General features: G+C 62.2%; 22 protein-coding genes. 14 read left to right on the top strand and 8 right to left on the bottom strand.

Translation table 11 applies throughout. The features are described from left to right. The first annotated feature begins 155 nt into the window (after positions 1-155). From CRO75_RS17080 to CRO75_RS17060, 5 genes are all read left to right on the top strand, one after another. Positions 156-815, top strand: coding sequence for a FadR/GntR family transcriptional regulator (locus tag CRO75_RS17080; RefSeq protein ID WP_097136968.1), 660 nt, complete (start codon positions 156-158; stop codon positions 813-815). Then, entirely contained in the window at positions 805-2,124 is a 1,320-nt protein-coding gene (locus CRO75_RS17075; RefSeq protein WP_097136966.1) for a CynX/NimT family MFS transporter, read from the top strand. Before CRO75_RS17080 ends, CRO75_RS17075 begins: the two co-directional genes overlap by 11 nt. A 99-nt stretch (positions 2,125-2,223) precedes the next feature. Beyond that, positions 2,224-2,694 (top strand): nuclear transport factor 2 family protein, encoded by a 471-nt coding sequence (locus tag CRO75_RS17070; RefSeq protein ID WP_097136964.1) that lies wholly within the window; start codon positions 2,224-2,226, stop codon positions 2,692-2,694. A gap of 51 nt (positions 2,695-2,745) precedes the next feature. Beyond that, complete coding sequence (locus CRO75_RS17065) at positions 2,746-3,069, top strand: GIY-YIG nuclease family protein (RefSeq protein WP_097136962.1); 324 nt, start codon at positions 2,746-2,748, stop codon at positions 3,067-3,069. An 83-nt stretch (positions 3,070-3,152) separates the two neighbouring features. Beyond that, positions 3,153-4,088: a glutathione S-transferase family protein gene (locus CRO75_RS17060; RefSeq protein WP_097136960.1), complete on the top strand. Its 936-nt coding sequence runs from the start codon at positions 3,153-3,155 to the stop codon at positions 4,086-4,088. A 69-nt stretch (positions 4,089-4,157) separates the two neighbouring features. Here CRO75_RS17060 and CRO75_RS17055 read toward each other — a convergent pair whose 3' ends face one another. Beyond that, a complete protein-coding gene (locus tag CRO75_RS17055; RefSeq protein WP_097136958.1) occupies positions 4,158-4,511 on the bottom strand; it encodes a glutaredoxin family protein in 354 nt (117 codons plus the stop codon). After that, entirely contained in the window at positions 4,511-5,515 is a 1,005-nt protein-coding gene (gene yejK / locus CRO75_RS17050) for a nucleoid-associated protein YejK (RefSeq protein ID WP_007932136.1), read from the bottom strand. Before yejK ends, CRO75_RS17055 begins: the two co-directional genes overlap by 1 nt. A 395-nt stretch (positions 5,516-5,910) precedes the next feature. On the opposite strand from yejK, the gene CRO75_RS17045 reads away from it, so the two are divergent. Then, positions 5,911-6,192 (top strand): HU family DNA-binding protein, encoded by a 282-nt coding sequence (locus CRO75_RS17045; RefSeq protein ID WP_007932138.1) that lies wholly within the window; start codon positions 5,911-5,913, stop codon positions 6,190-6,192. A 102-nt stretch (positions 6,193-6,294) separates the two neighbouring features. On the opposite strand, the gene rlmF is transcribed toward CRO75_RS17045, so the two are convergent. The 5 genes from rlmF to CRO75_RS17020 all read right to left on the bottom strand — a co-directional run bounded on the left by rlmF (position 6,295) and on the right by CRO75_RS17020 (position 13,058). Continuing rightward, a complete protein-coding gene (rlmF, locus tag CRO75_RS17040; RefSeq protein WP_097136956.1) occupies positions 6,295-7,320 on the bottom strand; it encodes a 23S rRNA (adenine(1618)-N(6))-methyltransferase RlmF in 1,026 nt (341 codons plus the stop codon). 216 nt (positions 7,321-7,536) lie between these two features. Then, entirely contained in the window at positions 7,537-10,383 is a 2,847-nt protein-coding gene (locus CRO75_RS17035) for a valine--tRNA ligase (RefSeq protein WP_097136954.1), read from the bottom strand. Between the two features lie 217 nt (positions 10,384-10,600). Beyond that, positions 10,601-11,074: a DNA polymerase III subunit chi gene (locus CRO75_RS17030; RefSeq protein WP_097136952.1), complete on the bottom strand. Its 474-nt coding sequence runs from the start codon at positions 11,072-11,074 to the stop codon at positions 10,601-10,603. A gap of 7 nt (positions 11,075-11,081) precedes the next feature. Continuing rightward, entirely contained in the window at positions 11,082-11,510 is a 429-nt protein-coding gene (locus CRO75_RS17025) for a DNA polymerase III subunit chi (RefSeq protein WP_097136950.1), read from the bottom strand. Positions 11,511-11,567: 57 nt separating this feature from the next. Then, positions 11,568-13,058, bottom strand: a complete 1,491-nt coding sequence (locus CRO75_RS17020; protein ID WP_097136948.1) for a leucyl aminopeptidase — start codon at positions 13,056-13,058, stop codon at positions 11,568-11,570. Between the two features lie 311 nt (positions 13,059-13,369). Here CRO75_RS17020 and lptF point away from each other — a divergent pair, with 311 nt between their 5' ends. The 8 genes from lptF to pdxJ all read left to right on the top strand — a co-directional run bounded on the left by lptF (position 13,370) and on the right by pdxJ (position 21,853). After that, positions 13,370-14,488, top strand: a complete 1,119-nt coding sequence (gene lptF, locus CRO75_RS17015; RefSeq protein WP_007932149.1) for an LPS export ABC transporter permease LptF — start codon at positions 13,370-13,372, stop codon at positions 14,486-14,488. After that, positions 14,481-15,542 (top strand): LPS export ABC transporter permease LptG, encoded by a 1,062-nt coding sequence (lptG, locus tag CRO75_RS17010; protein ID WP_097136946.1) that lies wholly within the window; start codon positions 14,481-14,483, stop codon positions 15,540-15,542. The genes lptF and lptG overlap by 8 nt, the downstream gene beginning before the upstream one ends. A 168-nt stretch (positions 15,543-15,710) precedes the next feature. Further along, complete coding sequence (lepA, locus tag CRO75_RS17005) at positions 15,711-17,510, top strand: translation elongation factor 4 (RefSeq protein ID WP_007932152.1); 1,800 nt, start codon at positions 15,711-15,713, stop codon at positions 17,508-17,510. Between the two features lie 5 nt (positions 17,511-17,515). Further along, positions 17,516-18,370 (top strand): signal peptidase I, encoded by an 855-nt coding sequence (gene lepB / locus CRO75_RS17000; RefSeq protein WP_007932153.1) that lies wholly within the window; start codon positions 17,516-17,518, stop codon positions 18,368-18,370. Positions 18,371-18,583: 213 nt separating this feature from the next. Beyond that, positions 18,584-19,273 carry a ribonuclease III gene (gene rnc / locus CRO75_RS16995; protein ID WP_009042306.1) on the top strand — a complete coding sequence of 230 codons (690 nt, stop codon included), beginning with the start codon at positions 18,584-18,586 and terminating at the stop codon, positions 19,271-19,273. Continuing rightward, a complete protein-coding gene (era, locus tag CRO75_RS16990; RefSeq protein ID WP_007932155.1) occupies positions 19,266-20,168 on the top strand; it encodes a GTPase Era in 903 nt (300 codons plus the stop codon). The genes rnc and era overlap by 8 nt, the downstream gene beginning before the upstream one ends. A gap of 124 nt (positions 20,169-20,292) precedes the next feature. Next, entirely contained in the window at positions 20,293-20,982 is a 690-nt protein-coding gene (gene recO / locus CRO75_RS16985) for a DNA repair protein RecO (protein ID WP_007932161.1), read from the top strand. A gap of 127 nt (positions 20,983-21,109) precedes the next feature. Continuing rightward, positions 21,110-21,853, top strand: coding sequence for a pyridoxine 5'-phosphate synthase (gene pdxJ, locus CRO75_RS16980; protein ID WP_007932164.1), 744 nt, complete (start codon positions 21,110-21,112; stop codon positions 21,851-21,853). A gap of 121 nt (positions 21,854-21,974) precedes the next feature. Here the strand turns inward: pdxJ and mltF are convergent, their stop codons facing one another. After that, the gene (mltF, locus tag CRO75_RS16975; RefSeq protein WP_097136944.1) at positions 21,975-23,435 is read right to left on the bottom strand and encodes a membrane-bound lytic murein transglycosylase MltF; all 1,461 of its coding nucleotides are present in this window, start codon (positions 23,433-23,435) and stop codon (positions 21,975-21,977) included. Between the last annotated feature and the right edge of the window lie 50 nt (positions 23,436-23,485).

Below are 23,485 nucleotides of genomic sequence, written 5' to 3'. Positions count from 1 at the left end.
AAGTCGAGATGAAATTACCCTTAAAGGGTTTTTTTGGCAATCGGATTTCCTTTCCGCTTGCTACATGCATGCATCGGCTTTGTTGTTCACCCACGCGAAGCTGACTAATATGCCAAAAAAATTCATCCGATGATTGGATGAAAAGGCGACGGCATATGACAGACACTTCTCCTTTGATTAAACGTTCCCTGGTCGATCAGGCCCTGGAACAGCTGCGCCAACGCATCAATGACGGTGTATGGAGCATCGGCCAGCGCCTGCCGACCGAACCGGAGCTGGCGGCGGAGCTCGGCATCAGCCGCAATACCGTGCGCGAAGCCATGCGGGTCCTGGCGTTTTCCGGTCTGGTGGAGATTCGCCAGGGCGACGGTAGTTACCTGCGTGCGGTGGTCGATCCGCTGGACACCCTCAAGGCCCTGTCCCAGTGCTCCCTGGAGCAGGCGCGCGAAACCCGGCAGATCATCGAGACGGAGGCCATCGGCCTGGCGGCACTGCGGCGTACCGACCAGGACCTGCTGGCGTTGCGCGAAGCCCTGGCTCTCAGTGGCGATCACTATCACGGCGATCTGGAGAGCTATATCGCCTGCGACCTGGTGTTTCACGGGCGCCTGGTGGACGCCGCGCATAACCCCACCCTCAGCGAGCTGTACCGCTATTTCTCCAGCGTGGTCGGCGCGCAACTGCGCCAGACCCTGAACATCCATCCCCGGCGCCAGGCGGTGTTCGATCTGCACATCGACCTGCTGGACGCCGTCGAGCAGCGCGACCCGGAGCGGGCCAAGGCCATTTCGCGGCAGCTGATCAATGAACCTTGAGACCGAGAGCGCCATGTCCAGCCACCAGGCCAATAACCCGCCACCTATTGCTGTCCCTCGACGCGAGGCCGAGCTCGAAGAGCTGTTGATCGATGCCGAAGCCGACGATGCCGAGGTCCAGCAGAGCCACCCGGCCCCAAGTCGCCCGTGGCTGCTGCTGCTGGGGCTGATCCTGGTGGCGCTGAATTTGCGCCCGGCGCTGTCGAGCATGGCGCCGCTGCTCAGCGAGGTGTCGCACAGTCTCGGGCTGTCGGCGGCCCAGGCCGGCCTGCTGACCACCTTGCCGGTGCTGTGCCTGGGCTTGTTCGCCCCTCTGGCCCCGGTGCTGGCGCGGCGCTTCGGCGCCGAGCGCGTGGTGCTCGGCATTCTGCTGACGCTGGCGGGCGGGATCATCCTGCGCAGTTCCCTGGGAGATGTCGGGCTGTTTGCCGGCAGCATCCTCGGTGGCGCCAGCATCGGTGTGATCGGGGTGTTGCTGCCGGGTATCGTCAAGCGCGACTTCGCCAAACACGCGGGCACCATGACCGGCGTCTACACCATGGCCCTGTGCCTGGGCGCGGCGATGGCCGCGGGGGCGACCGTGCCCTTGAGCCAGCACTTCGATAACAGCTGGGCGCTGGGCCTCGGCTTCTGGGTGCTGCCGGCGCTGGTAGCGGCGCTGTTCTGGCTGCCCCAGGTCGGCAAGCGGCAGGGCGCGCACCATGTGGCCTATCGGGTGCGCGGTTTGCTGCGCGACCCGCTGGCCTGGCAAGTGACGCTGTACATGGGCCTGCAATCCTCGCTGGCCTACATCGTGTTTGGCTGGTTGCCGTCGATCCTTATCGGCCGCGGCCTGAGCCCGACCCAGGCCGGTCTGGTGCTGTCCGGCTCGGTGATCGTCCAGCTCGCCAGTTCGCTGGCCGCGCCCTGGCTGGCAACGCGGGGCAAGGATCAGCGCCTGGCTATCGTGGTGGTGATGCTGCTTACCCTCGGCGGCCTGTTCGGTTGCCTGTATGCCCCGCTCGACGGCCTGTGGGGCTGGGCGATCCTGCTGGGCGTGGGGCAGGGCGGTACTTTCAGCCTGGCGCTGACCCTGATCGTCCTGCGTTCGAAGGACGCCCATGTGGCGGCCAATCTGTCGAGCATGGCCCAGGGCTTTGGCTACACCCTGGCCTCCATGGGGCCGTTCGCGGTCGGCCTGGTGCACGACTGGACCGGTGGCTGGACGGCCCTGGGCTGGATTTTCGCGGTGATCGGCCTGGGGGCCATAATCGCCGGCCTGGGGGCCGGGCGCTCACTCTACGTGCAGGTCGAAAGCGAAAAAATCTGAGCCAACCCACTGTCGGTATTTGCGCGGCGAATGCCGATAGTGTTTCCCGGGTTTGCAGACTATCGTGCAGGCATCTTTCCCTGAGTCGGAGCCTGTTTCATGAGTGACGCCCACCGCGCCTTGATCACTGAGTTCTATAGCGCCTTCCAGCGCCTGGATGCCGAGGCCATGGCCGCCTGCTACACCGAGGATGTGCTGTTCAGTGATCCGGCGTTCGGCGAACTGCGCGGCCGCGATGCCGCTGACATGTGGCGCATGCTCACCACCCGGGCCAAGGACTTCTCCCTGGTCTTCGATAAGGTCCGCGCCGACGAGCGCAGCGGCGAGGCCCACTGGGTGGCGACTTACCTGTTCAGCCAGACCGGCAATACCGTGGTCAACGATATCCAGGCGCGTTTCGTGTTCCGTGACGGCAAGATCTGCGAGCACCACGATCATTTCAATATGTGGCGCTGGGCCCGCCAAGCCCTGGGCACCAAGGGCCTGATCCTCGGCTGGACCCCGCTGCTGAAAAACGCCGTGCGCGCCCAGGCCCGCAAAGGCCTGAAAGCCTTCCAGGCCGGCCGCTGAATCTTCGCCTCTGGTAAGATCGCGGCTTGTTATCCACACGCCGCGATCACCGTGACCCGCCCCAGCCCATCCCCCGCCAGCGATTCCGAGCCTGTACCTGTGGTGAGCAAACCCTGGTTTGTCTACCTGGTGCGCGCCGCCAACGGTGCCCTGTACTGCGGCATCAGCGACGACCCGGTCAAGCGCTTCGCCAAGCACCAGAGCGGCAAGGGTGCGCGCTTCTTCCTCTCCAGCCCGGCCGTCGCGCTGGTCTATACCGAAGCCTGCCGCGACAAGAGCGAAGCCCTGCGCCAGGAACGGCTGATCAAGAAACTCCGCAAAAGTGCCAAGGAATGCCTGGTGGCCTCGGCCGTCGTGGCTTATCAAGCGGACTGATACGTTGCCATCAGGCAGAGCGGTGGGCTGCCAGGCGTTTGCACGCTAAGCTGGTTCTTCCTACTTATCCGGTGGACCCCAGCATGTCAGAGTTGATTCTGCATCATTACCCGACCTCGCCTTTCGCGGAAAAAGCCCGCCTGTTGCTAGGCTTCAAGGGCTTGTCCTGGCGCTCGGTGAAGATCTCGCCGGTGATGCCCAAACCCGATCTCACCGCGCTCACCGGTGGTTATCGCAAGACCCCGGTGCTGCAGGTCGGCGCCGATATCTATTGCGACACGGCGCTGATCGCCCGGCGTCTGGAGCAGGAAAAGGCCTCGCCGGCACTGTTTCCCGAAGGCCGGGAAATGGTCAGCGCGACCTTCGCGGCCTGGGCCGATTCGGTGGTGTTCCAGCATACGGTGAGCCTGGTGTTCCAGCCGGAGTCGGCGGCCGTGCGTTTCGGCCATTTGTCGCCGGAAGCGGTCAAGGCCTTCATGACCGACCGCGCCGGGCTGTTCAGCGGCGGCAGTTCCACCCGCGTGCCGCTGGAGTTGGCCAAGCATCAATGGCCGACGCTCATGGCGCGCCTGGAGCAGCAGTTGCAGCGTGAGGAGGGCGACTTCCTGTTCGGTGAGCCGTCGATTGCCGACTTTGCCATGGCCCACCCCTTGTGGTTCCTCAAGGGCACGCCGGTGACTGCGCCGCTGGTGGACGCCTATCCGGCGGTGTCGGCGTGGCTGGCCCGGGTACTGGGGTTCGGTCATGGTGCTTCGAGTGCCATGACTTCCGAAGAGGCGCTCGAAGTGGCGCGCAGGGCTACACCGGCAGCCTTGCCGGATGAAGCCTTCATTGACCCGAACGGTTTCCAGGCTGGCCAGCAGGTGCGGATCGCGGCGACCGACTATGGCGTCGATCCGGTGGAGGGGGAGTTGCTGTTTGCCGGGCGCGAGGAGTTGATTCTGCGTCGCGAAGACCCGCGCGGCGGGTGGGTGCATGTGCACTTCCCGCGTCTCGGGTTCCGTATCGAGGCGCTGTAAGGCTGAGAATCTATCGTGAGCCAGCTCGCTCTTACAGCCTGTAGGGGCGAGCAGGTTCGTGATGAAGGCTTAGCGCTGCAACGCCGCCATGATCTGGTCCGGGTCGTAGTTGCGGATCAGCGTGCCATTCACATCGAGGATCGGAATCCCTCGTCCACCCAGGGCTTCATAAGCCTTGCGCGCCTCGGCATCCTTCTCGATATCGAACTCGCGAAAGGCAATGCCCTTCTGATCGAGAAAGCGCCGGGTGGCCTTGCAGTAGCCACACCAGTCGGTGGCGTAGAGCACCACCCGGGCATTGGCCCGGACCTGTTCCGATGCGGCCTGAGAGGGGTTGAACAGGTGCTCGAGCTTGCCCCAGTTCTGGTACGCCACGACCACCAGCAGGATCAGCAGGAATTTCTTCAGCACGCCCTGCAGCATCAGTTGCGGCGCTTGAGCTGATCGGTCAGTTGGGTCGGCAGGCCCTTGATGATCAGGGTCCCGGCTTCTTCGTCATACTCGATCTTCGAGCCCAGCAGGTGCGCCTCGAAGCTGATGGACAGGCCTTCGGCGCGGCCAGTGAAGCGGCGGAACTGGTTGAGGGTGCGCTTGTCCGCCGGGATCTCCGGCGACAGGCCGTAGTCCTTGTTGCGGATGTGATCGTAGAACGCCTTGGGGCGGTCCTCGTCGATCAGTTCCGAGAGTTCTTCCAGGCCCACGGGTTCGCCGAGCTTGGCCTGGCTGCTGGCGTAGTCCACCAGGGCCTTGGTCTTTTCCCGGGCGGATTCTTCCGGCAGGTCTTCGCTTTCGACGAAGTCGCTGAACGCCTTGAGCAGGGTACGGGTCTCGCCCGGGCCGTCGACGCCTTCCTGGCAGCCGATGAAGTCGCGGAAGTACTCCGAGACTTTCTTGCCGTTCTTGCCCTTGATGAACGAGATGTACTGTTTCGACTGTTTGTTGTTCTGCCACTCGGAGACGTTGATCCGCGCGGCCAGGTGCAGCTGGCCCAGGTCCAGGTGGCGGGACGGGGTCACGTCCAGCTCGTCGGTCACCGCCACGCCTTCGCTGTGGTGCAGCAGCGCGATGGCCAGGTAGTCGGTCATGCCTTGCTGGTAGTGGGCGAACAGCACGTGGCCGCCGACCGACAGGTTGGATTCTTCCATCAGCTTTTGCAGGTGCTCGACCGCGACGCGGCTGAAGGCGGTGAAGTCCTGGCCGCCATCGAGGTATTCCTTCAGCCAGCCGCTGAAGGGAAACGCGCCGGACTCCGGGTGGAACAGACCCCAGGCTTTGCCCTGTTTGGCGTTATAGCTTTCGTTGAGATCGGCGAGCATGTTCTCGATGGCCGCGGATTCAGCCAGTTCGGAATCGCGGGCGTGCAGAACTGCGGGTGTGCCGTCGGGTTTTTTGTCGATCAGGTGGACGATGCAATGGCGGATCGGCATGGGCTTCTCGGCTGGTTGGCGGGAGAGGGCGTGACTCCCCGAAAAAGTGCCCAGTGTACCGCACCCGCTGGTTTTGGCGCTGTTTGAAGGGTGTGGAAGGCGGCCTGGGTCAAGCTTATGCATTTTTTTACGGATTTAGAGCAATAAAGCTGACCAAATGGCTAGGTAGAGGCGGATATTTCCCCGTCTCTGTGCTAGTTTTGCCCCGTCTTACGCGATGTCTCGGCGTTAAGCGTGCATTCAGCATTTGTCAGGTCGAACCAAACCCTGATTTCGGTATCTATAACCCCGATCTTTCGTGGTTGTGACCGGGGTGCCAGATCCACAAGATCTGGCTCGATGGCTGACACTGCACTCTGCAATCCAAATGAATTTGATAGGGAAGGAACACCACAATGGCTATTACTAAAGACCAACTGATCGCTGATATCGCTGAAGCTATCGACGCGCCGAAAACCACCGCGCGTAACGCTCTGGACCAACTGGCCCAGATCGTTGCTGATCAATTGGAAAATGGCGGCGAAATCACTCTGCCAGGTATCGGCAAACTGAAAGTGACCGAGCGTCCTGCCCGTACTGGCCGTAACCCATCGACTGGCGCTGCCATCGAAATCGCTGCCAAGAAAGTTATCAAGCTGGTTGTGGCTAAAGGCCTGACCGACTCGATCAACAAGTAAGACTGCAGTAAGACCGTGCCTCGGAACACTTCCGGGCACGGTTTTCAGGCTCTAAGGCCGCAACGATTTACGCAAGGTAAATCGCCGTTTTACCCCTCGTATCTATCCCTTTTGAACCCAACGCTCCTGGCGCCAGGCCTGTTGCTGTGCCTTGTCCTTGAAGGTCCAGGCAACGAAGCGGCTCTGTTTTTGCCCCTGTGACATTTCCACCACCTGACTCTCCAGTGCTCCAGCCTTTTTCAGCGCGACCTGAATCGCCGGCAGGTTCGAGGCTTTCGACACCAGGGTGCTGAACCACAACACCTGTTGCGCCACCTGGGCGCTTTCGCCGATCAACTGGGTCACGAAGCGCGCTTCGCCACCTTCGCACCACAACTCCGCCGCCTGGCCGCCAAAGTTCAGCACCGGCAGCTTGCGCTTGGGATCGGCCTTGCCCAGCGCTCGCCATTTGCGCTGGCTGCCGCGCGTGGCTTCTTCCAGGGAGGCATGGAAGGGCGGATTGCACAGGGTCAGGTCGAAGCGTTCGTCGCTCTCCAGCAGCCCCAGCAGGATCTGCTTGCGGTTGCTCTGCTGGCGCAGGCCGATGGCCTTGTTCAGGCCGTTGGCCTGGACGATCGCCTTGGCGGCGGCGAGGGCGGTGGTGTCGATGTCGGAACCGAGGAATTGCCAGCGGTAATCGCAGTGGCCGATCAGTGGGTAGATGCAGTTGGCGCCGACTCCGATGTCCAGCACCCGCACCGCCGCGCCGCGGGGAATTACGCCTTCGTTACGCTCGGCCAGCAGGTCGGCCAGGAAATGCACATAGTCGGCACGACCGGGGACCGGAGGGCAGAGGAAGTCAGCCGGAATATCCCAATGGGCGATGCCGTAGAACGCCTTGAGCAATGCCCGATTGAACACCCGCACCGCCGCCGGGTTGGCGAAGTCGATGCTCTCCTTACCGTAGGGATTGATGATCACGAAAGCCCCCAGCTCCGGGGTGCTCTTGATCAACTGTGGAAAGTCATAGCGGCCTTGATGGCGATTGCGCGGGTGCAGGCTGGCCTTTTCCCGTGGCGCGACGGCCTTGGCCGGAGCTGCAGGTTGAGGCTTGGTGCGCGGAGCTTTGGGAGGGCGGGGGGCAGTCATGGGCGAAATCGGTTCGGGTATGGCTCAAAGTGGCGTGCATTGTCCCATATCTGCCCGGGCGACGTAGCCTCTGTAGGAGCCGCCGAGGATAACGCGGTGTGCCAGGAATAACGCTTCGCGGGCAAGCCTTGCTCCTACAGAGGCATAAGCTTTTCGGTCGGGCACAAAAAAGGGAGCCCTTTGCAGGGCTCCCTTTTTTTACCGCTCGAATCGCCGTTACAGGCTGGAAATCCGTGCGTGCTGCTCGGCCAGCTTGCCCAGGGCCTGTTCGGCCTCGGCCAGTTTGGCGCGCTCCTTGTCGATGACTTCGGCCGGGGCCTTGTCGACGAAGGCGGCGTTGGACAGCTTGCCGCCGACCCGCTGGACTTCGCCTTGCAGACGCTGGATTTCCTTGTCCAGGCGCGCCAGTTCGGCACCCTTGTCGATCAGGCCGGCCATCGGCACCAGCACTTCCATTTCGCTGACCAGGGCGGTGGCGGACAGCGGTGCTTCGTCGCCGGCCTTCAGCACGGTGATCGATTCGAGTTTGGCCAGCTTCTTCAGCAGGGTCTCGTTTTCGCTCAGGCGACGCTGGTCTTCGGCGTTGACGTTCTTCAGGAACAACGCCAGTGGCTTGCCCGGGCCGATGTTCATTTCGGCACGGATGTTACGGGTGCCGAGCATCAGGCCCTTGAGCCATTCGATGTCGTCTTCGGCGGCCTGGTCGATGCGTGCTTCATTGGCCACCGGCCAAGGTTGCAGCATGATGGTTTTGCCCTGGATGCCGGCCAGCGGCGCCAGGCGCTGCCAGATTTCTTCGGTGATGAACGGCATGAACGGATGGGCCAGGCGCAGCGCCACTTCCAGTACGCGCACCAGGGTGCGGCGGGTGCCGCGCTGGCGCTCGACCGGAGCGTTTTCGTCCCACAGCACTGGCTTGGACAATTCCAGGTACCAGTCGCAGTACTGGTTCCAGATGAACTCGTACAGCGCCTGGGCTGCCAGGTCGAAGCGGAACTGGTCCAGCTGGCGGGTCACTTCGGCTTCGGTGCGCTGCAGCTGGGAGATGATCCAGCGATCGGCCAGCGACAGCTCGTAGGCTTCGCCGTTTTGGCCGCAGTCTTCGCCCTTGTCCAGCACGTAGCGTGCGGCGTTCCAGATCTTGTTGCAGAAGTTGCGATAGCCTTCGACGCGGCCCATGTCGAACTTGATGTCGCGGCCGGTGGACGCCAGCGAGCAGAAGGTGAAGCGCAGGGCGTCGGTGCCGTAGCTGGCGATGCCGTCGGCGAACTCCTGGCGGGTCTGCTTCTCGATCTTCTTCGCCAGTTGCGGCTGCATCATGCCGGTGGTGCGTTTCTGCACCAGGGTTTCCAGATCGATGCCGTCGATGATGTCCAGCGGGTCAAGGACGTTGCCCTTGGACTTGGACATCTTCTGGCCCTGGCCGTCGCGAACCAGGCCGTGTACGTACACGGTCTTGAACGGAACCTGCGGCGTGCCGTCTTCGTTCTTCACCAGGTGCATGGTGAGCATGATCATCCGGGCGACCCAGAAGAAAATGATGTCGAAACCGGTCACCAGCACATCGGTCGGGTGGAAGGTCTTGAGGAATTCGGTCTGCTCCGGCCAGCCCAGGGTGGAGAAGGTCCACAGGCCCGAACTGAACCAGGTGTCGAGGACGTCGTTGTCCTGTTGCAGTGCAACCTCAGGCCCGAGGTTGTGCTTGGCGCGCACCTCGGCTTCGTCGCGGCCTACATAAACCTTGCCCGACTCGTCGTACCAGGCCGGGATGCGGTGACCCCACCACAGCTGGCGGCTGATGCACCAGTCCTGGATATCGCGCATCCAGGAGAAGTACATGTTTTCGTACTGTTTTGGCACGAAGGCGATGCGGCCGTCTTCCACGGCGGCAATGGCCGGCTCGGCCAGCGGCTTGGTGGAGACATACCACTGGTCGGTCAGCCACGGCTCGATGATGGTGCCGGAGCGGTCGCCTTTCGGCACTTTCAGGGCGTGGTCGTCGACGCTGACCAGCAGGCCGGCGGCGTCGAACGCGGCGACGATTTCCTTGCGCGCCTGGAAGCGGTTGAGACCGGCGAATTCGGCCGGGATCTTGCCGTCGATGCTTTCGTTCAGCGTGCCGTCCAGGTTGAACACCTGGGCGGCTGGCAGCACTTCGGCGTTCTTGTCGAAGATGTTCAGCAGCGGCAGGTTGTGGCGCTTGCCGACTTCATAGTCGTTGAAGTCGTGGGCTGGGGTGATCTTCACGCAGCCGGTGCCGAATTCAGGGTCGCAGTAGTCGTCGCCGATGATCGGGATGCGACGACCCACCAGCGGCAGCTCGACGAACTTGCCGATCAGCGCCTGGTAGCGTTCATCGTTCGGGTTAACGGCCACGGCGGAGTCGCCGAGCATGGTTTCCGGACGGGTGGTGGCAACGATCAGGTAGTCCAGGCCTTCAGCGGTCTTGGCGCCGTCGGCCAGCGGGTAGCGCAGGTTCCACAGCGAGCCTTTCTCGTCGTGGTTTTCCACTTCGAGGTCGGAGATCGCGGTGTGCAGCTTGGTGTCCCAGTTGACCAGACGCTTGCCGCGGTAGATCAGGCCATCTTCGTGCAGGCGCACGAAGGCTTCTTTAACGGCTTCGGAGAGGCCGTCGTCCATGGTGAAGCGCTCGCGGCTCCAGTCGACGGACGAGCCCAGGCGGCGGATCTGACGGCTGATGTTGCCGCCGGACTGATCCTTCCACTCCCAGACTTTCTCGAGGAATTTTTCCCGGCCCAGATCGTGACGATTCTGGCCCTGGGCTTCGATCTGACGCTCCACCAGCATCTGGGTGGCGATACCGGCGTGGTCGGTACCCGGCTGCCACAGGGTGTTGCGGCCCTGCATGCGGCGGAAGCGGATCAAGGCGTCCATGATCGCGTTATTGAAGCCATGGCCCATGTGCAGGCTGCCAGTGACGTTCGGTGGCGGAATCATGATGGTGTACGAGTCGCCCGCGCCTTGCGGGGCGAAGTAATTCTCTGACTCCCAGGTCTGGTACCAGGAAGTTTCAATGGCGTGCGGCTGGTAGGTCTTATCCATGCGCGGCGGGACCCTATTGGCATTTATTCAGGAAAAGCCGGGAAGTATAGCGGGGATGAGCCGATGCGCGTAGAGCAGGCTGACGGCGGGAGGGCGAAAGTTGCCCAATGAGCGGGGTTTTTGCTTGCCGCCAGGGCGTTATCGCGGGCAAGCCTCGCGCCTACAGACGCTGGGTGGCCTGTAGCTGCGAGGTTTGTCCGCTGAATACGGCAGGGGATCAGGCGTCGTACTGGCTCAGCAAACGATCCATTCGCGCATCGAGGCGGCGCTTGATCTCGGTTTCGATGTGCGGGGCGAAGTCGTCGATCACGTCTTGCATGATCAGTTGCGCGGCGGCGCGCAGTTCGCTGTCCAGGTGCAGCAGGGCATCCTGGCTCTTGGGTGCTGGCGCGGGTTTCGGTGTCGGTGTCGGTGTCGGTGTCGGTGCCGGGGCTGGCGCGGCAACTACGGGGGCGGGTTGCGGTTCGACTACCGGAGCGGGAGCCGGTTGTGGTTCTGCCGGCGCCTCTTCGTGGGTTTCGACGGCAGGCTTGCCGCCGACCATATCGAACAGCAGCGGAATCTGCACTTCGCCGTCGACGGTCTCGGTCAGCAGCGGAGGTTGCAGGTCGTCATCGCCGAGCAGTTGGCGGATGGACTCGAGGTCATCCAGCAGGTGCGCGGACTTTTGCAGCGGTTTGGGAGTGTCCATCGATGGCTCAGAGTCGCTGTAAACGGTGATCTTGCAGAGGATAGCCCTGTTCGCGGTAGAAACGGAAACTCTCGCGGGCGGCCTGGCGAATAGTCGGGTCTTCCACCACCACTTCGGCGATGCGGGCGAAACGCTGGGCAAATGCCGGGACTTTCAGGTCCAGGTTGACCAGCAGGTCATGGTGCTCGCCGGGGGCTTCGCCCAGGCCGAGAACGATCAGGCCATCCGGTTCGCTTTCGGCGGGACCGTGGGGCACGAAGGTTTCGCCCTTGAAGCGCCACAGCCGGGCATCGAGCTCATCGCGCTGGGCCGCGTCGCTGCAATGCAGGTAGATGCGGTGCCCCATGCGCCAGGCCTTGTCGGTGAGCTTGCAGGCGAAGTCCAGGCGCGCCGAAGGATCCGCGCTGGGAAGGATATAGAAGTCGACTTTGGTCATTGCGGTTCCTGAACCCGGGAGTGCGCCGCGTGTGGGCGCACCCCGAGGTCATAGGTTTCAGGCTTTGGCGCGGTCCAGCAGGTACTGGGTCAGCAGGGGAACCGGACGGCCAGTGGCGCCCTTGTCCTTGCCGCCGCTGGTCCAGGCGGTACCGGCGATATCCAGGTGCGCCCAGTTGTACTGCTTGGTGAAGCGCGACAGGAAGCAGGCAGCGGTAATGGTCCCGGCTTTCGGCCCGCCGATGTTGGCGATGTCGGCGAACGGGCTGTCCAGCTGTTCCTGGTACTCGTCGAACAACGGCAGTTGCCAGGCACGGTCGTCAGCCTGGACGCCGGCGCTCAGCAACTGGCCGATCAGTTCGTCGTTGTTGCCCAGGAGGCCCGAGGTATGGGAGCCGAGGGCGACCACGCAGGCGCCGGTCAGGGTGGCGATATCGATCACCGCCTGTGGCTTGAAGCGCTCGGCGTAGGTCAGGGCATCGCACAGCACCAGGCGGCCTTCGGCGTCGGTGTTGAGGATTTCCACGGTCTGGCCGCTCATGGTGGTGACGATGTCGCCCGGACGCGAAGCGGTGCCGCTCGGCATGTTCTCGGCGCAGGCCAGGATGCACACCAGGTTGATCGGCAGCTTGAGCTCCAGCACGGCGCGCAGGGTGCCGAACACGCTGGCGGCGCCACCCATGTCGTACTTCATTTCATCCATACCGGCGCCAGGCTTGAGGCTGATGCCGCCGGTGTCGAAGGTGATGCCCTTGCCGACCAGGGTGTACGGCTTCTCGGACTTCTTGCCGCCGTTGTATTGCATGACGATCAGGCGCGGCGGCTGGGCGCTGCCCTGGCCCACGGCATAGAACGAGCCCATGCCCAGTTCCTTGATCTTCTTCTCGTCGAGGACTTCGACTTTCAGGGCCTTGAATTCCTTGCCCAGGGCCTTGGCCTGTTCGCCGAGGAAGGTCGGGTGGCAGATGTTCGGCGGCAGGTTGCCCAGGTTGCGGGTGAACGCCATGCCGTTGGCGATCGCCTTGGCGTGGGCCACGGCGCGCTCGACTTCGGCCTGCGCGGCCTTGATGGTCAGCAGGGTGATTTTCTTCAGGGCGCGCGGTTCGGCCTTCTGGCTCTTGAACTGGTCGAAGCTGTATTCGCCATCCACCAGGGTTTCAGCCAGCAGGCGGGTCTTGCCGTAGCTGTCGCGGCCCTTGACCACCACTTCGTCCAGCGCCAGCACGGCATCGCTGCCGCCCAGGCCCTTGAGGGTATTGAGGATGCCACTGACGATCTTGCGGAACGGGCGGTCGCCCAGTTCGGTGTCCTTGCCGGTACCGACCAGCAGGACACGTTCGGCCTTCAGGTTTGGCAGGGCGTGCAACAGCAGGCTCTGGCCGACCTTGCCGTCCAGGTCGCCGCGCTTGAGTACCGCGCCGATGGCGCCGCCACTGAGCTCGTCGAGTTGTTTGGCAACGCTGCCGAGCTTGCGGCCTTCGCCGACGGCGACCACCAGGGTGGCGGTCTTCAACGTTTCCGGGCTAACGCTTTTTACAACCAGTTCCATGTCCGGGTCCCTGAATTAATGGTCAAAGAGCGCAGGGCCAATGCCGTGCGCCAGGCTTGTCATGTATGCAGCTTTTATAAGGAAGAGGCGTCGGCAGCGGCCAACGACAGGGCCGCCAGTTTGAACCCGGGCGGTCGAGGCTGACAACCCTCCCATGAGCGAACTTCGCCGCTTTAGAGGCCTGCGTGAGCATGCGCAGTGACAGGCGCATGCAATCACAGGATAATGCGCCATCTTTTTCGGCGGCTCGGCTTCACGGGCCGTGTTTGCTTGTTTGGCCGCCTTAGCCTGACAACCCTGGAGTGTCTGGTTTGATCGTCTTCCGTTATCTATCCCGCGAAGTGTTGCTGACCCTGAGCGCCGTGAGCGCTGTACTGCTGGTCATCATCATGAGCGGACGTTTCGTCAAATACCTCGCGCAAGCGGCCTCGGGCGCACTGGACCCGGGCTCGCTGTTCCTGATCATGGGGGTCCGCATGCCGGGCTTCCTGCAATTGATCCTGCCCCTGGGGCTGTTCCTCGGCATTCTGCTGGCCTATGGCCGGCTGTACCTCGAAAGCGAAATGACTGTGCTTTCGGCCACCGGCATGAGCCAGCAGCGCCTGCTGGGCATGACCATGATTCCGGCGACCCTGGTTGCACTGATCGTGGCCTGGCTGAGCCTGAGCCTGGCGCCTCAGGGCGCCAACCAGTTCCAACTGATCCTCAACAAGCAGGATGCTCTGACCGAGTTCGATACCCTGGTGCCAGGCCGTTTCCAGGCCCTCAACGACGGCACGCGGGTGACCTACACCGAGCAGTTGTCCGATGACCGGACCAACCTCGGTGGCGTGTTCATTTCGGAAAAACGCCTGAGCCAGGACAAGAAGGACCAGGGTATCTCGGTGCTGGTGGCGGAGAAGGGGCACCAGGACGTTCGTCCGGACGGCAACCGCTACCTGATTCTGGAAAACGGTTATCGCTACGACGGTAATCCGGGTCAGGCCGATTACCGGATCATCAAGTACGACACCTACGGCGTGTTGCTGGCCAAGCCGGATGTCAGTGAAGAAGTTACCGACCGTGACGCCATGCCGACCCGCGATCTGATCGGCAATCCGGATCTGCGCGCCCATGCCGAGCTGCAATGGCGTATTTCCCTGCCGCTTCTGGTGTTTGTCGTGACCTTGATGGCGGTGCCGCTGTCCCGGGTCAACCCGCGCCAGGGCCGTTTCCTCAAGCTGTTGCCGGCGATTCTTCTTTATATGGCTTACCTGACCATCCTGATCGCGGCCCGTGGCTCGCTGGAAAAAGGCAAGCTGCCGCAGGCGCTGGGCCTGTGGTGGGTGCACGGACTGTTTCTATTGATTGGCCTCGGGTTGCTGTACTGGGAACCCTTGCGTCTGAAACTGGCGAGCCGCCGCAGCATGAAGGAGGTGGCTCGTGGTTAAACTCGATCGCTACATCGGTAACAGTGTCCTGCTGGCCATCCTGGCGGTACTGGGGATCATTCTCGGCCTGGCGTCGCTGTTCGCCTTCATCGACGAGATGGGCAGCGCCAGCGATAGCTACACCGTGATGGATGTGCTGAGTTTTGTCGCGTTGACGGCGCCTCGCCGGCTTTATGAAATGCTGCCGATGGCGGCCCTGATCGGCTGCCTGATCGGCCTGGGCAGCCTGGCCAGCAATAGCGAGCTGACCATCATGCGGGCCGCTGGCGTGTCCATCGGGCGGATCGTCTGGGCGGTGATGAAGCCGATGCTGTTCCTGATGGTGGCGGGTGTGCTGATCGGCGAGTACGTCGCTCCTGCCACGGAAAGCCAGGCGCAGGCCAGTCGCGCGCTGGCCCAGGGTTCGGGCGATGCGCAAAGTTCCAAGCATGGCCTGTGGCACCGCCAGGGTGAGGAGTTCATCCACATCAATGCCGTGCAACCCAACGGCTTGCTGTATGGCGTGACCCGTTACCACTTCGACGATCAGCGGCACATGCTGTCCTCGAGCTTCGCTCGCCAGGCCCGTTTCGAAGAAAACTACTGGCAGCTGAGCGACGTCACCACCACCTATTTCCGCGAGGGCAGCACCGAAGTCATCAACGTCCCGCAGGAACGTTGGGACGTGGCCTTGAGCCCGCAATTGCTGAGTACTGTGGTGATGGCGCCGGAGTCGCTGTCGATCAGCGGTCTGTGGGGCTATATCCACTATCTGGCCGATCAGGGCCTGAACAACGGTCGCTACTGGCTGGCGTTCTGGGTCAAGGTGCTGCAACCGCTGGTCACCGCGGCCCTGGTATTGATGGCGATCTCGTTTATTTTCGGTCCGTTGCGTTCGGTGACGCTCGGTCAGCGGGTGTTCACCGGCGTGCTGGTGGGGTTCACCTTCCGCATTGCCCAGGACCTGCTCGGGCCGTCGAGCCTGGTATTCGGCTTCTCGCCGTTGTTCGCGGTGCTGGTTCCCGCCGGGATCTGTGCCCTGGCCGGGGCCTGGCTGTTGCGCCGGGCCGGCTGACCGGCGCCAATGACGCCAGTCTTACGCAAAACGCCCCTGTCGAAAGACCGGGGCGTTTTGCGTTTATGCACCACTGACAGGCGAACGTGACGCTTGCGTCGTCTATCAGGTACAATTCCCGGCTATTTTTCGGCGGGCTATGCCTGCAGCCTTTTTGAGTGTTGATCCGTGAGTGATTTGAGTCATATCCGCAATTTCTCCATCATCGCCCACATTGACCATGGCAAGTCGACTCTGGCCGATCGCTTCATCCAGATGTGCGGCGGCCTGGCCGAGCGCGAAATGGAAGCCCAGGTCCTGGACTCCATGGACCTTGAGCGGGAACGCGGGATCACCATCAAGGCCCACAGCGTTACCCTCTATTACAAAGCCCGCGACGGCATCACCTACCAGCTGAACTTCATCGACACCCCAGGCCACGTGGACTTCACCTATGAAGTCAGCCGGTCGCTGGCCGCCTGTGAAGGCGCCTTGCTGGTGGTTGATGCCGGCCAGGGTGTGGAAGCGCAGTCGGTCGCCAACTGCTACACCGCCATCGAGCAGGGCCTGGAGGTCATGCCGGTGCTGAACAAGATCGACCTGCCACAGGCCGATCCGGACCGCGTCAAGGAAGAGATCGAGAAGATTATCGGTATCGATGCCACCGACGCCGTGACCTGCAGCGCCAAGACCGGCCTGGGTGTCGACGAGGTGCTCGAGCGCCTGGTCACTACCATTCCCGCGCCGACCGGCAACATCGAGGATCCGCTGCAAGCGTTGATCATCGACTCCTGGTTCGACAACTACCTGGGCGTCGTGTCCCTGGTTCGCGTGCGCCATGGCCGCGTGAAGAAGGGCGACAAGATCCTGGTGAAATCCACCGGCAAGATCCACCTGGTGGACAGCGTCGGTGTATTCAACCCGAAACACACCGCCACCACCGACCTGAAGGCCGGTGAAGTGGGCTTCATTATCGCCGGCATCAAGGACATTCACGGTGCACCGGTAGGTGACACCCTGACCCTGAGCTCGACCCCCGACGTCGAAGTGCTGCCCGGCTTCAAGCGCATTCAGCCGCAGGTCTACGCCGGCCTGTTCCCGGTCAGCTCCGACGACTTCGAAGACTTCCGCGAAGCCCTGCAAAAGCTCACGCTGAACGACTCATCGCTGCAATACACCCCGGAAAGCTCCGACGCACTGGGCTTCGGCTTCCGTTGCGGCTTCCTCGGCATGCTGCACATGGAAATCATCCAGGAGCGCCTGGAGCGCGAATACGACCTGGACCTGATCACCACGGCGCCGACGGTGATTTTCGAACTGCAACTGAAGAATGGTGAGACGATCTACGTCGATAACCCGTCGAAGTTGCCGGATCTGTCATCCATCGAGGATATGCGCGAGCCGATCGTGCGGGCCAATATCCTGGTGCCGCAGGAGCACCTGGGTAACGTCATTACCCTGTGCATCGAGAAGCGCGGCATACAGCACGACATGCTGTTCCTCGGCAGCCAGGTCCAGGTGACCTACGACCTGCCGATGAACGAAGTGGTCCTGGACTTCTTCGACCGCCTCAAATCCACCAGTCGTGGCTATGCTTCGCTGGATTATCATTTCGATCGCTACCAATCGGCTAATCTGGTCAAGCTGGATGTGCTGATCAACGGTGAGAAGGTCGACGCCCTGGCATTGATCGTGCACCGTGACAACGCGCACTACAAAGGGCGTGCGTTGACCGAAAAGATGAAGGAACTGATTCCTCGGCAGATGTTCGACGTGGCAATCCAGGCCGCCATTGGTGGGCAGATTGTGGCGCGGACAACCGTCAAGGCGCTCAGAAAGAACGTACTGGCCAAATGCTACGGTGGTGACGTTAGCCGTAAGCGCAAGCTGTTGGAAAAGCAGAAGGCCGGTAAGAAACGCATGAAGCAAGTGGGTAATGTGGAGATTCCACAAGAAGCCTTCCTTGCTGTGCTCAGGTTGGATAGTTAGGTCCTATGTCGCTAAATTTCCCGCTGTTGCTGGTCATCGCCGTCGCCGTCTGCGGTCTGTTGGCGTTGCTCGATCTGGTCTTTCTGGCGCCGCGTCGGCGTGCCGCCATTACCAACTATCAGGGCAGCGTCAGCCAGCCGGATGGACTGGTCATCGAGAAACTGAACAAGGAGCCGATGCTGGTCGAGTACGGCAAATCGTTCTTTCCGGTGCTGTTCATCGTGCTGGTGCTGCGTTCGTTTCTGGTGGAACCGTTTCAGATTCCTTCGGGATCGATGAAACCGACCCTGGATGTGGGCGACTTCATCCTGGTGAACAAGTTTTCTTACGGGATCCGCCTGCCGGTGATCGACAAGAAAATCATCGAGGTCGGTGATCCGCAGCGCGGCGATGTGATGGTGTTCCGCTACCCGAGCGATCCGAACGTCAACTACATCAAGCGTGTGGTCGGCCTGCCGGGCGACGAAGTGCGCTACACCAGCGACAAGCGCCTGCTGGTCAACGGCCAGTCGGTCGCCGAGCAACTGGTCGGCTCCGAGCCGGGTACCCTGGGCAGCGCGGAGCTCTACAAGGAAAAACTCGGCGCCGCCGAGCACCTGATCCGCAAGGAAATGAGCCGCTACCGGGCCACCCCGGATCGTCAATGGACCGTGCCTGCCGGGCATTACTTCATGATGGGCGACAACCGCGACAACTCGAACGACAGCCGCTACTGGGATGACCCGAGCATTCCCAAGGACCTGCTGGGCATGGTTCCCGACAAGAATATCGTCGGCAAGGCCTTCGCAGTCTGGATGAGCTGGCCCGAACCGAAACTCAGTCACCTGCCGAATTTCTCGCGGGTTGGCCTGATCAAGTAATCAAACACGGCGCTGTTGAACACAGCGCCGAATGCTTTTCTGGATCTTGTAGAACACCGGCCCGCCAGGTTCGGCAGCCTCCCAGGCGTCACCAGAAGCAGCAGTCAACGATATTCAGGATGTGGATTTGAACACAGCGTTAATTGCCACAGGCACCTCGTGCCTTGTCTCCAAGGTGGTGAAATTCAACCACGAACTCAGCGTGGGTAAACCGTGAGCGTTTCTTTGAGCCGTCTCGAGCGTCAGCTCGGTTACACCTTCAAGGACCAGGAACTGATGGTCCTGGCCCTCACTCACCGCAGTTTTGCCGGGCGCAACAACGAACGCCTGGAATTCCTCGGTGATGCCATTCTCAACTTCGTCGCCGGCGAAGCGCTGTTCGAGCGTTTTCCCCAGGCTCGCGAAGGCCAGCTGTCGCGTCTGCGCGCGCGCCTGGTGAAGGGGGAAACCCTGGCCGTACTGGCCCGTGGTTTCGATCTGGGCGAATACCTGCGCCTGGGCTCCGGTGAGTTGAAAAGCGGCGGCTTCCGTCGCGAGTCGATCCTCGCCGATGCCCTGGAAGCGCTGATTGGTGCGATCTACCTGGATGCCGGCATGGAGGTCGCGCGCGAGCGCGTGCTGTCCTGGCTGACGTCCGAGTTCGACAGCCTGACGCTGGTCGACACCAACAAGGACCCCAAGACCCGCCTGCAGGAATTCCTGCAGTCGCGTGCCTGTGAACTGCCCCGCTACGAAGTGGTGGATATCCAGGGTGAGCCCCATTGCCGGACGTTCTTCGTCGAATGTGAAATCACCCTACTGAACGAAAAAAGCCGAGGTCAGGGTGTGAGCCGTCGCATTGCCGAGCAGGTAGCGGCCGCCGCAGCACTGATTGCCCTGGGCGTGGAGAATGGCCATGACTGATACAACCGCAACACGCTGTGGCTATGTCGCCATCGTCGGCCGTCCGAACGTGGGCAAGTCCACGCTGCTGAACCATATCCTGGGGCAGAAGCTGGCCATCACCTCGCGCAAGCCGCAGACCACTCGCCACAACATGCTCGGCATCAAGACCGAAGGCGCCATCCAGGCGATCTACGTCGACACCCCGGGCATGCACAAGAGCAACGAGAAGGCGCTGAACCGCTACATGAACAAGACCGCCTCGGCGGCCTTGAAAGACGTCGACGTGGTGATTTTCGTCGTTGACCGCACCAAGTGGACCGACGAAGACCAGCTGGTGCTGGAGCGTGTGCAGTACGTGCAGGGCCCGGTGATCCTGGCGATCAACAAGACCGACCGCATCGAGGACAAGGCCGAGCTGATGCCGCACCTGACCTGGTTGCAGGAGCAATTGCCGAATGCCGAGATCGTCCCGGTGTCGGCCCAGCAAGGCCACAACCTGGAAGCCCTGGAAGGTCTGATCGCCAAGCACCTGCCGGAAAACGATCACTTCTTCCCGGAAGACCAGATCACCGACCGCAGCAGCCGCTTCCTCGCCGCCGAACTGGTGCGCGAGAAGATCATGCGCCAGCTGGGTGCCGAGCTGCCGTACCAGATCACCGTGGAAATCGAAGAGTTCAAGCAGCAGGGCAAGACCCTGCACATTCATGCCTTGATCCTCGTCGAACGCGACGGCCAGAAGAAAATCATCATTGGCGACAAGGGTGAGCGCATCAAGCGCATCGGCATGGAAGCGCGCAAGGACATGGAACTGCTGTTCGACTCCAAGGTCATGCTCAACCTGTGGGTCAAGGTCAAAGGCGGTTGGTCCGACGACGAGCGCGCCCTGCGCTCGCTCGGCTACGGCGACCTGTAATCCTGCCCCGTCGCCGGCGCCTCGCTCCTGCAACGTGTAGGGAGCGAGCCGCTGGCGATAAAGGTTCAACGAACCTTCCCGTGGACCTGTCACTTTCTCAAGCCTTGAGATCCCCCCGACACCTATGTCCAGTAACGCTCCCATCGGCCAGCCCGCTTATGTCCTGCACAGTCGCGCCTATCGCGAGAGCAGTGCGTTGGTGGACTTCCTCACGCCCCAGGGGCGGCTGCGCGCGGTGTTGCGTGGCGCGCGGGGCAAGGCCGGGACCCTGGCGCGGCCGTTCGTGCCGCTGGAAGTCGAATTTCGTGGGCGCGGCGAGCTGAAAAACGTCGGGCGCATGGAAAGCGCGGGAACATCCACCTGGCTCAACGGCGAAGCGCTGTTCAGCGGCCTCTACCTCAATGAGCTGCTGATCCGTCTGCTGCCCGCCGAAGACCCGCATCCGGCGATCTTCGAGCACTATGCGGCAACCTTGCTGGCTTTGGCCGAGGGCAGGGCCCTTGAGCCCTTGCTGCGTGCCTTCGAGTGGCGCCTGCTGGACGACCTGGGCTACGGCTTCGCCCTGGACATGGATATCCACGGCGCGCCGATTGAGGCGCAGGGCATGTATCGCCTGCAGGTGGATGCCGGTCTGGAGCAGGTTCATCTGTTGCAACCAGGCCTGTTCAACGGCACCGAACTGCTGGCCATGGCGCAAGCCGACTGGAGCGCCCCCGGCGCGCTGGCGGCGGCCAAGCGCCTGATGCGCCAGGCACTGGCGGTGCACCTGGGCGGTCGGCCCTTGGTTAGTCGCGAGTTGTTTCGCAAGCCCTAGTCGTCCCATTACGCCAATACGCTCGAATCCTGCCTGGCTTGCTCGTGCGACCGAAAGCCGGCAGTTATTTTCGCCAGCGGACACTATATGCTGTGCACCGAATCTCTAATTCCTCAGGAGCGCTTCCGTGACCACCAGCAATCGCATTCTTCTTGGCGTGAACATCGACCACGTAGCCACCCTGCGTCAGGCCCGGGGCACCCGTTACCCTGATCCGGTCAAGGCGGCGCTGGACGCGGAAGAGGCGGGGGCCGACGGCATCACCGTGCACCTGCGCGAGGACCGCCGGCACATCCAGGAGCGCGACGTGCTGCTGCTCAAGGACGTGCTGCAAACCCGCATGAACTTCGAGATGGGCGTCACCGAGGAAATGATGGCGTTCGCCGAGCGCATCCGTCCGGCGCACATCTGCCTGGTTCCGGAAACCCGCCAGGAGCTGACTACCGAAGGCGGTCTTGATGTCGCCGGGCAGGAAGCGCGGATCAAGGCGGCGGTAGAGCGGCTGTCGAAGATCGGCGCCGAAGTGTCGCTGTTCATCGACGCCGATGAGCGGCAGATAGCTGCCTCTCGCCGCGTGGGCGCGCCCGCCATCGAGCTGCACACCGGGCGTTATGCCGATGCCGAAACGCCGAGCGAGGTGGCCGAGGAACTGCGGCGCGTGGCCGACGGCGTGGCTTTCGGCCTGGGCCAGGGCCTGATCGTCAATGCCGGCCACGGCCTGCATTACCACAACGTCGAGGCAGTCGCGGCGATCAAGGGCATCAACGAGTTGAACATCGGCCATGCGCTGGTGGCTCATGCGCTGTTCGTCGGCTTCAAAGGCGCAGTGGCGGAGATGAAGGCGCTGATCCTGGCGGCGGCCAAGGCCTGACGGAAACTCTGTAGCCGCTGCCGCAGGCTGCGATCGACCGGAACGGTCGTGGTGGTTTTACGGTTGTTCAGGTCCTGCGGACTTATCGCAATCGTCGGCAGCGGCTTTCTACACAGATGCTTTAAAGCGGCGGGGTTTCCTGGGTGGGCTTGGTCTTGTCCACGCCCGGCACGTGCAGGTTGCCCTCGGCCACCTGGTCGCCTTCCAGCTGCGGCTGCGTAACCCAGGTCAGGATGTCGTAGTAGCGACGGATGTTGGCGACAAAATGCACCGGCTCGCCGCCCCGGGCGTAGCCATAGCGGGTCTTGCTGTACCACTGCTTCTGCGAGAGACGCGGCAGCATCTTCTTCACGTCCAGCCACTTGTTCGGGTTCAGCCCTTCCTTTTGCGCCAGCTTGCGGGCGTCATCCAGGTGGCCACTGCCGACGTTATAGGCGGCGAGGGCGAACCAGGTGCGGTCCGGCTCTTCGATCTTGTCGTCCAGCTGATCCTTCATGTACGCCAGGTACTTGGCGCCGCCCTGGATGCTTTGCCTGGCGTCCAGGCGGTTGGACACGCCCATGGCCTGGGCGGTGTTCTGGGTCAGCATCATCAGGCCGCGTACGCCGGTCTTGGAGGTAACGCTCGGCTGCCACAAGGATTCCTGGTAGCCGATGGCCGCCAGCAGGCGCCAGTCGACCTTTTCTTCCTTGGCCGAGGCCTTGAAGTGCTTCTCGTATTTGGGCAGGCGCTGCTGCAGGTGCTGGGCAAAGGTGTAGGCGCCGACATAACCCAGGACATCCACATGCCCGTAATAACGGTCCTTCAGGCGTTGCAGGGTGCCGTTCTTCTGCACCTTATCGAGGAAGTCGTTGATTTCGTTGAGCAGGCTGTTGTCTTCGCCGGCGGCCACTGCCCAGCTCTGGTTGCGGGCATCGCCAAGGTCGAAGGCCACGCGGATATTGGCGAAATACACCTGGTTCATCGCCACTTCGTTGGAATCCACCAGGGTCAGGTCGATCTGCCCTTCGTCGACCATGCGCAGCAGGTCGACCACTTCGACCTCGTCGGACTCTTCGTATTGAATGCCGGGGTATTTCAGCTTGAGTTCGGCCAGTTGCTCGGCGTGGGTGCTGCCCTTGAGCACCATGATCTTCTTGCCGACCAGGTCGCCCGCATCGGTGGGGCGGGACTGGCCGTTGCGGTAGATGATCTGCGGGGTGACTTCCAGATAGGTATGGGAAAACCGGACTTGCTGCTTGCGTTTCTCGCTGCTGACCAGACCGGCAGCAGCCAGCACCGGGCCGTTAGGTTTACCCAGCTGGTCGAAGAGATCGTCGAGGTTGTCCGCGGTTTCGATCTTCAGCGTCACCCCCAGGTCGTCGGCGAAACGTTTCACCAGCTCGTATTCGAAGCCGGTTTCACCGTTGCGATCCTGGAAGTAGGTGGCCGGGCTGTTACGGGTGACCACCCGCAGCACGCCATCCTCCTTTACTCGCTCGAGCGTGCTGGGTTTCTCAACGCAGGCACTGAGCATCAGGAAGAGTCCGGTTGCGATGAGCCATCGGGCACAGCGCGGACGTAAAGCCATAGGGGAAAACATCTGCGCAGTATACGCAAAGGACAACAACCGCCATATCTCGACAGCGAAGG

This window comes from Pseudomonas sp. LAMO17WK12:I10 (assembly GCF_900215185.1).
GTDB classification, from domain to species: domain Bacteria; phylum Pseudomonadota; class Gammaproteobacteria; order Pseudomonadales; family Pseudomonadaceae; genus Aquipseudomonas; species Aquipseudomonas chlororaphis.
Note: the sequence above shows the minus strand (reverse complement) of the source record. Positions and strands in the feature narration are given on the sequence as shown.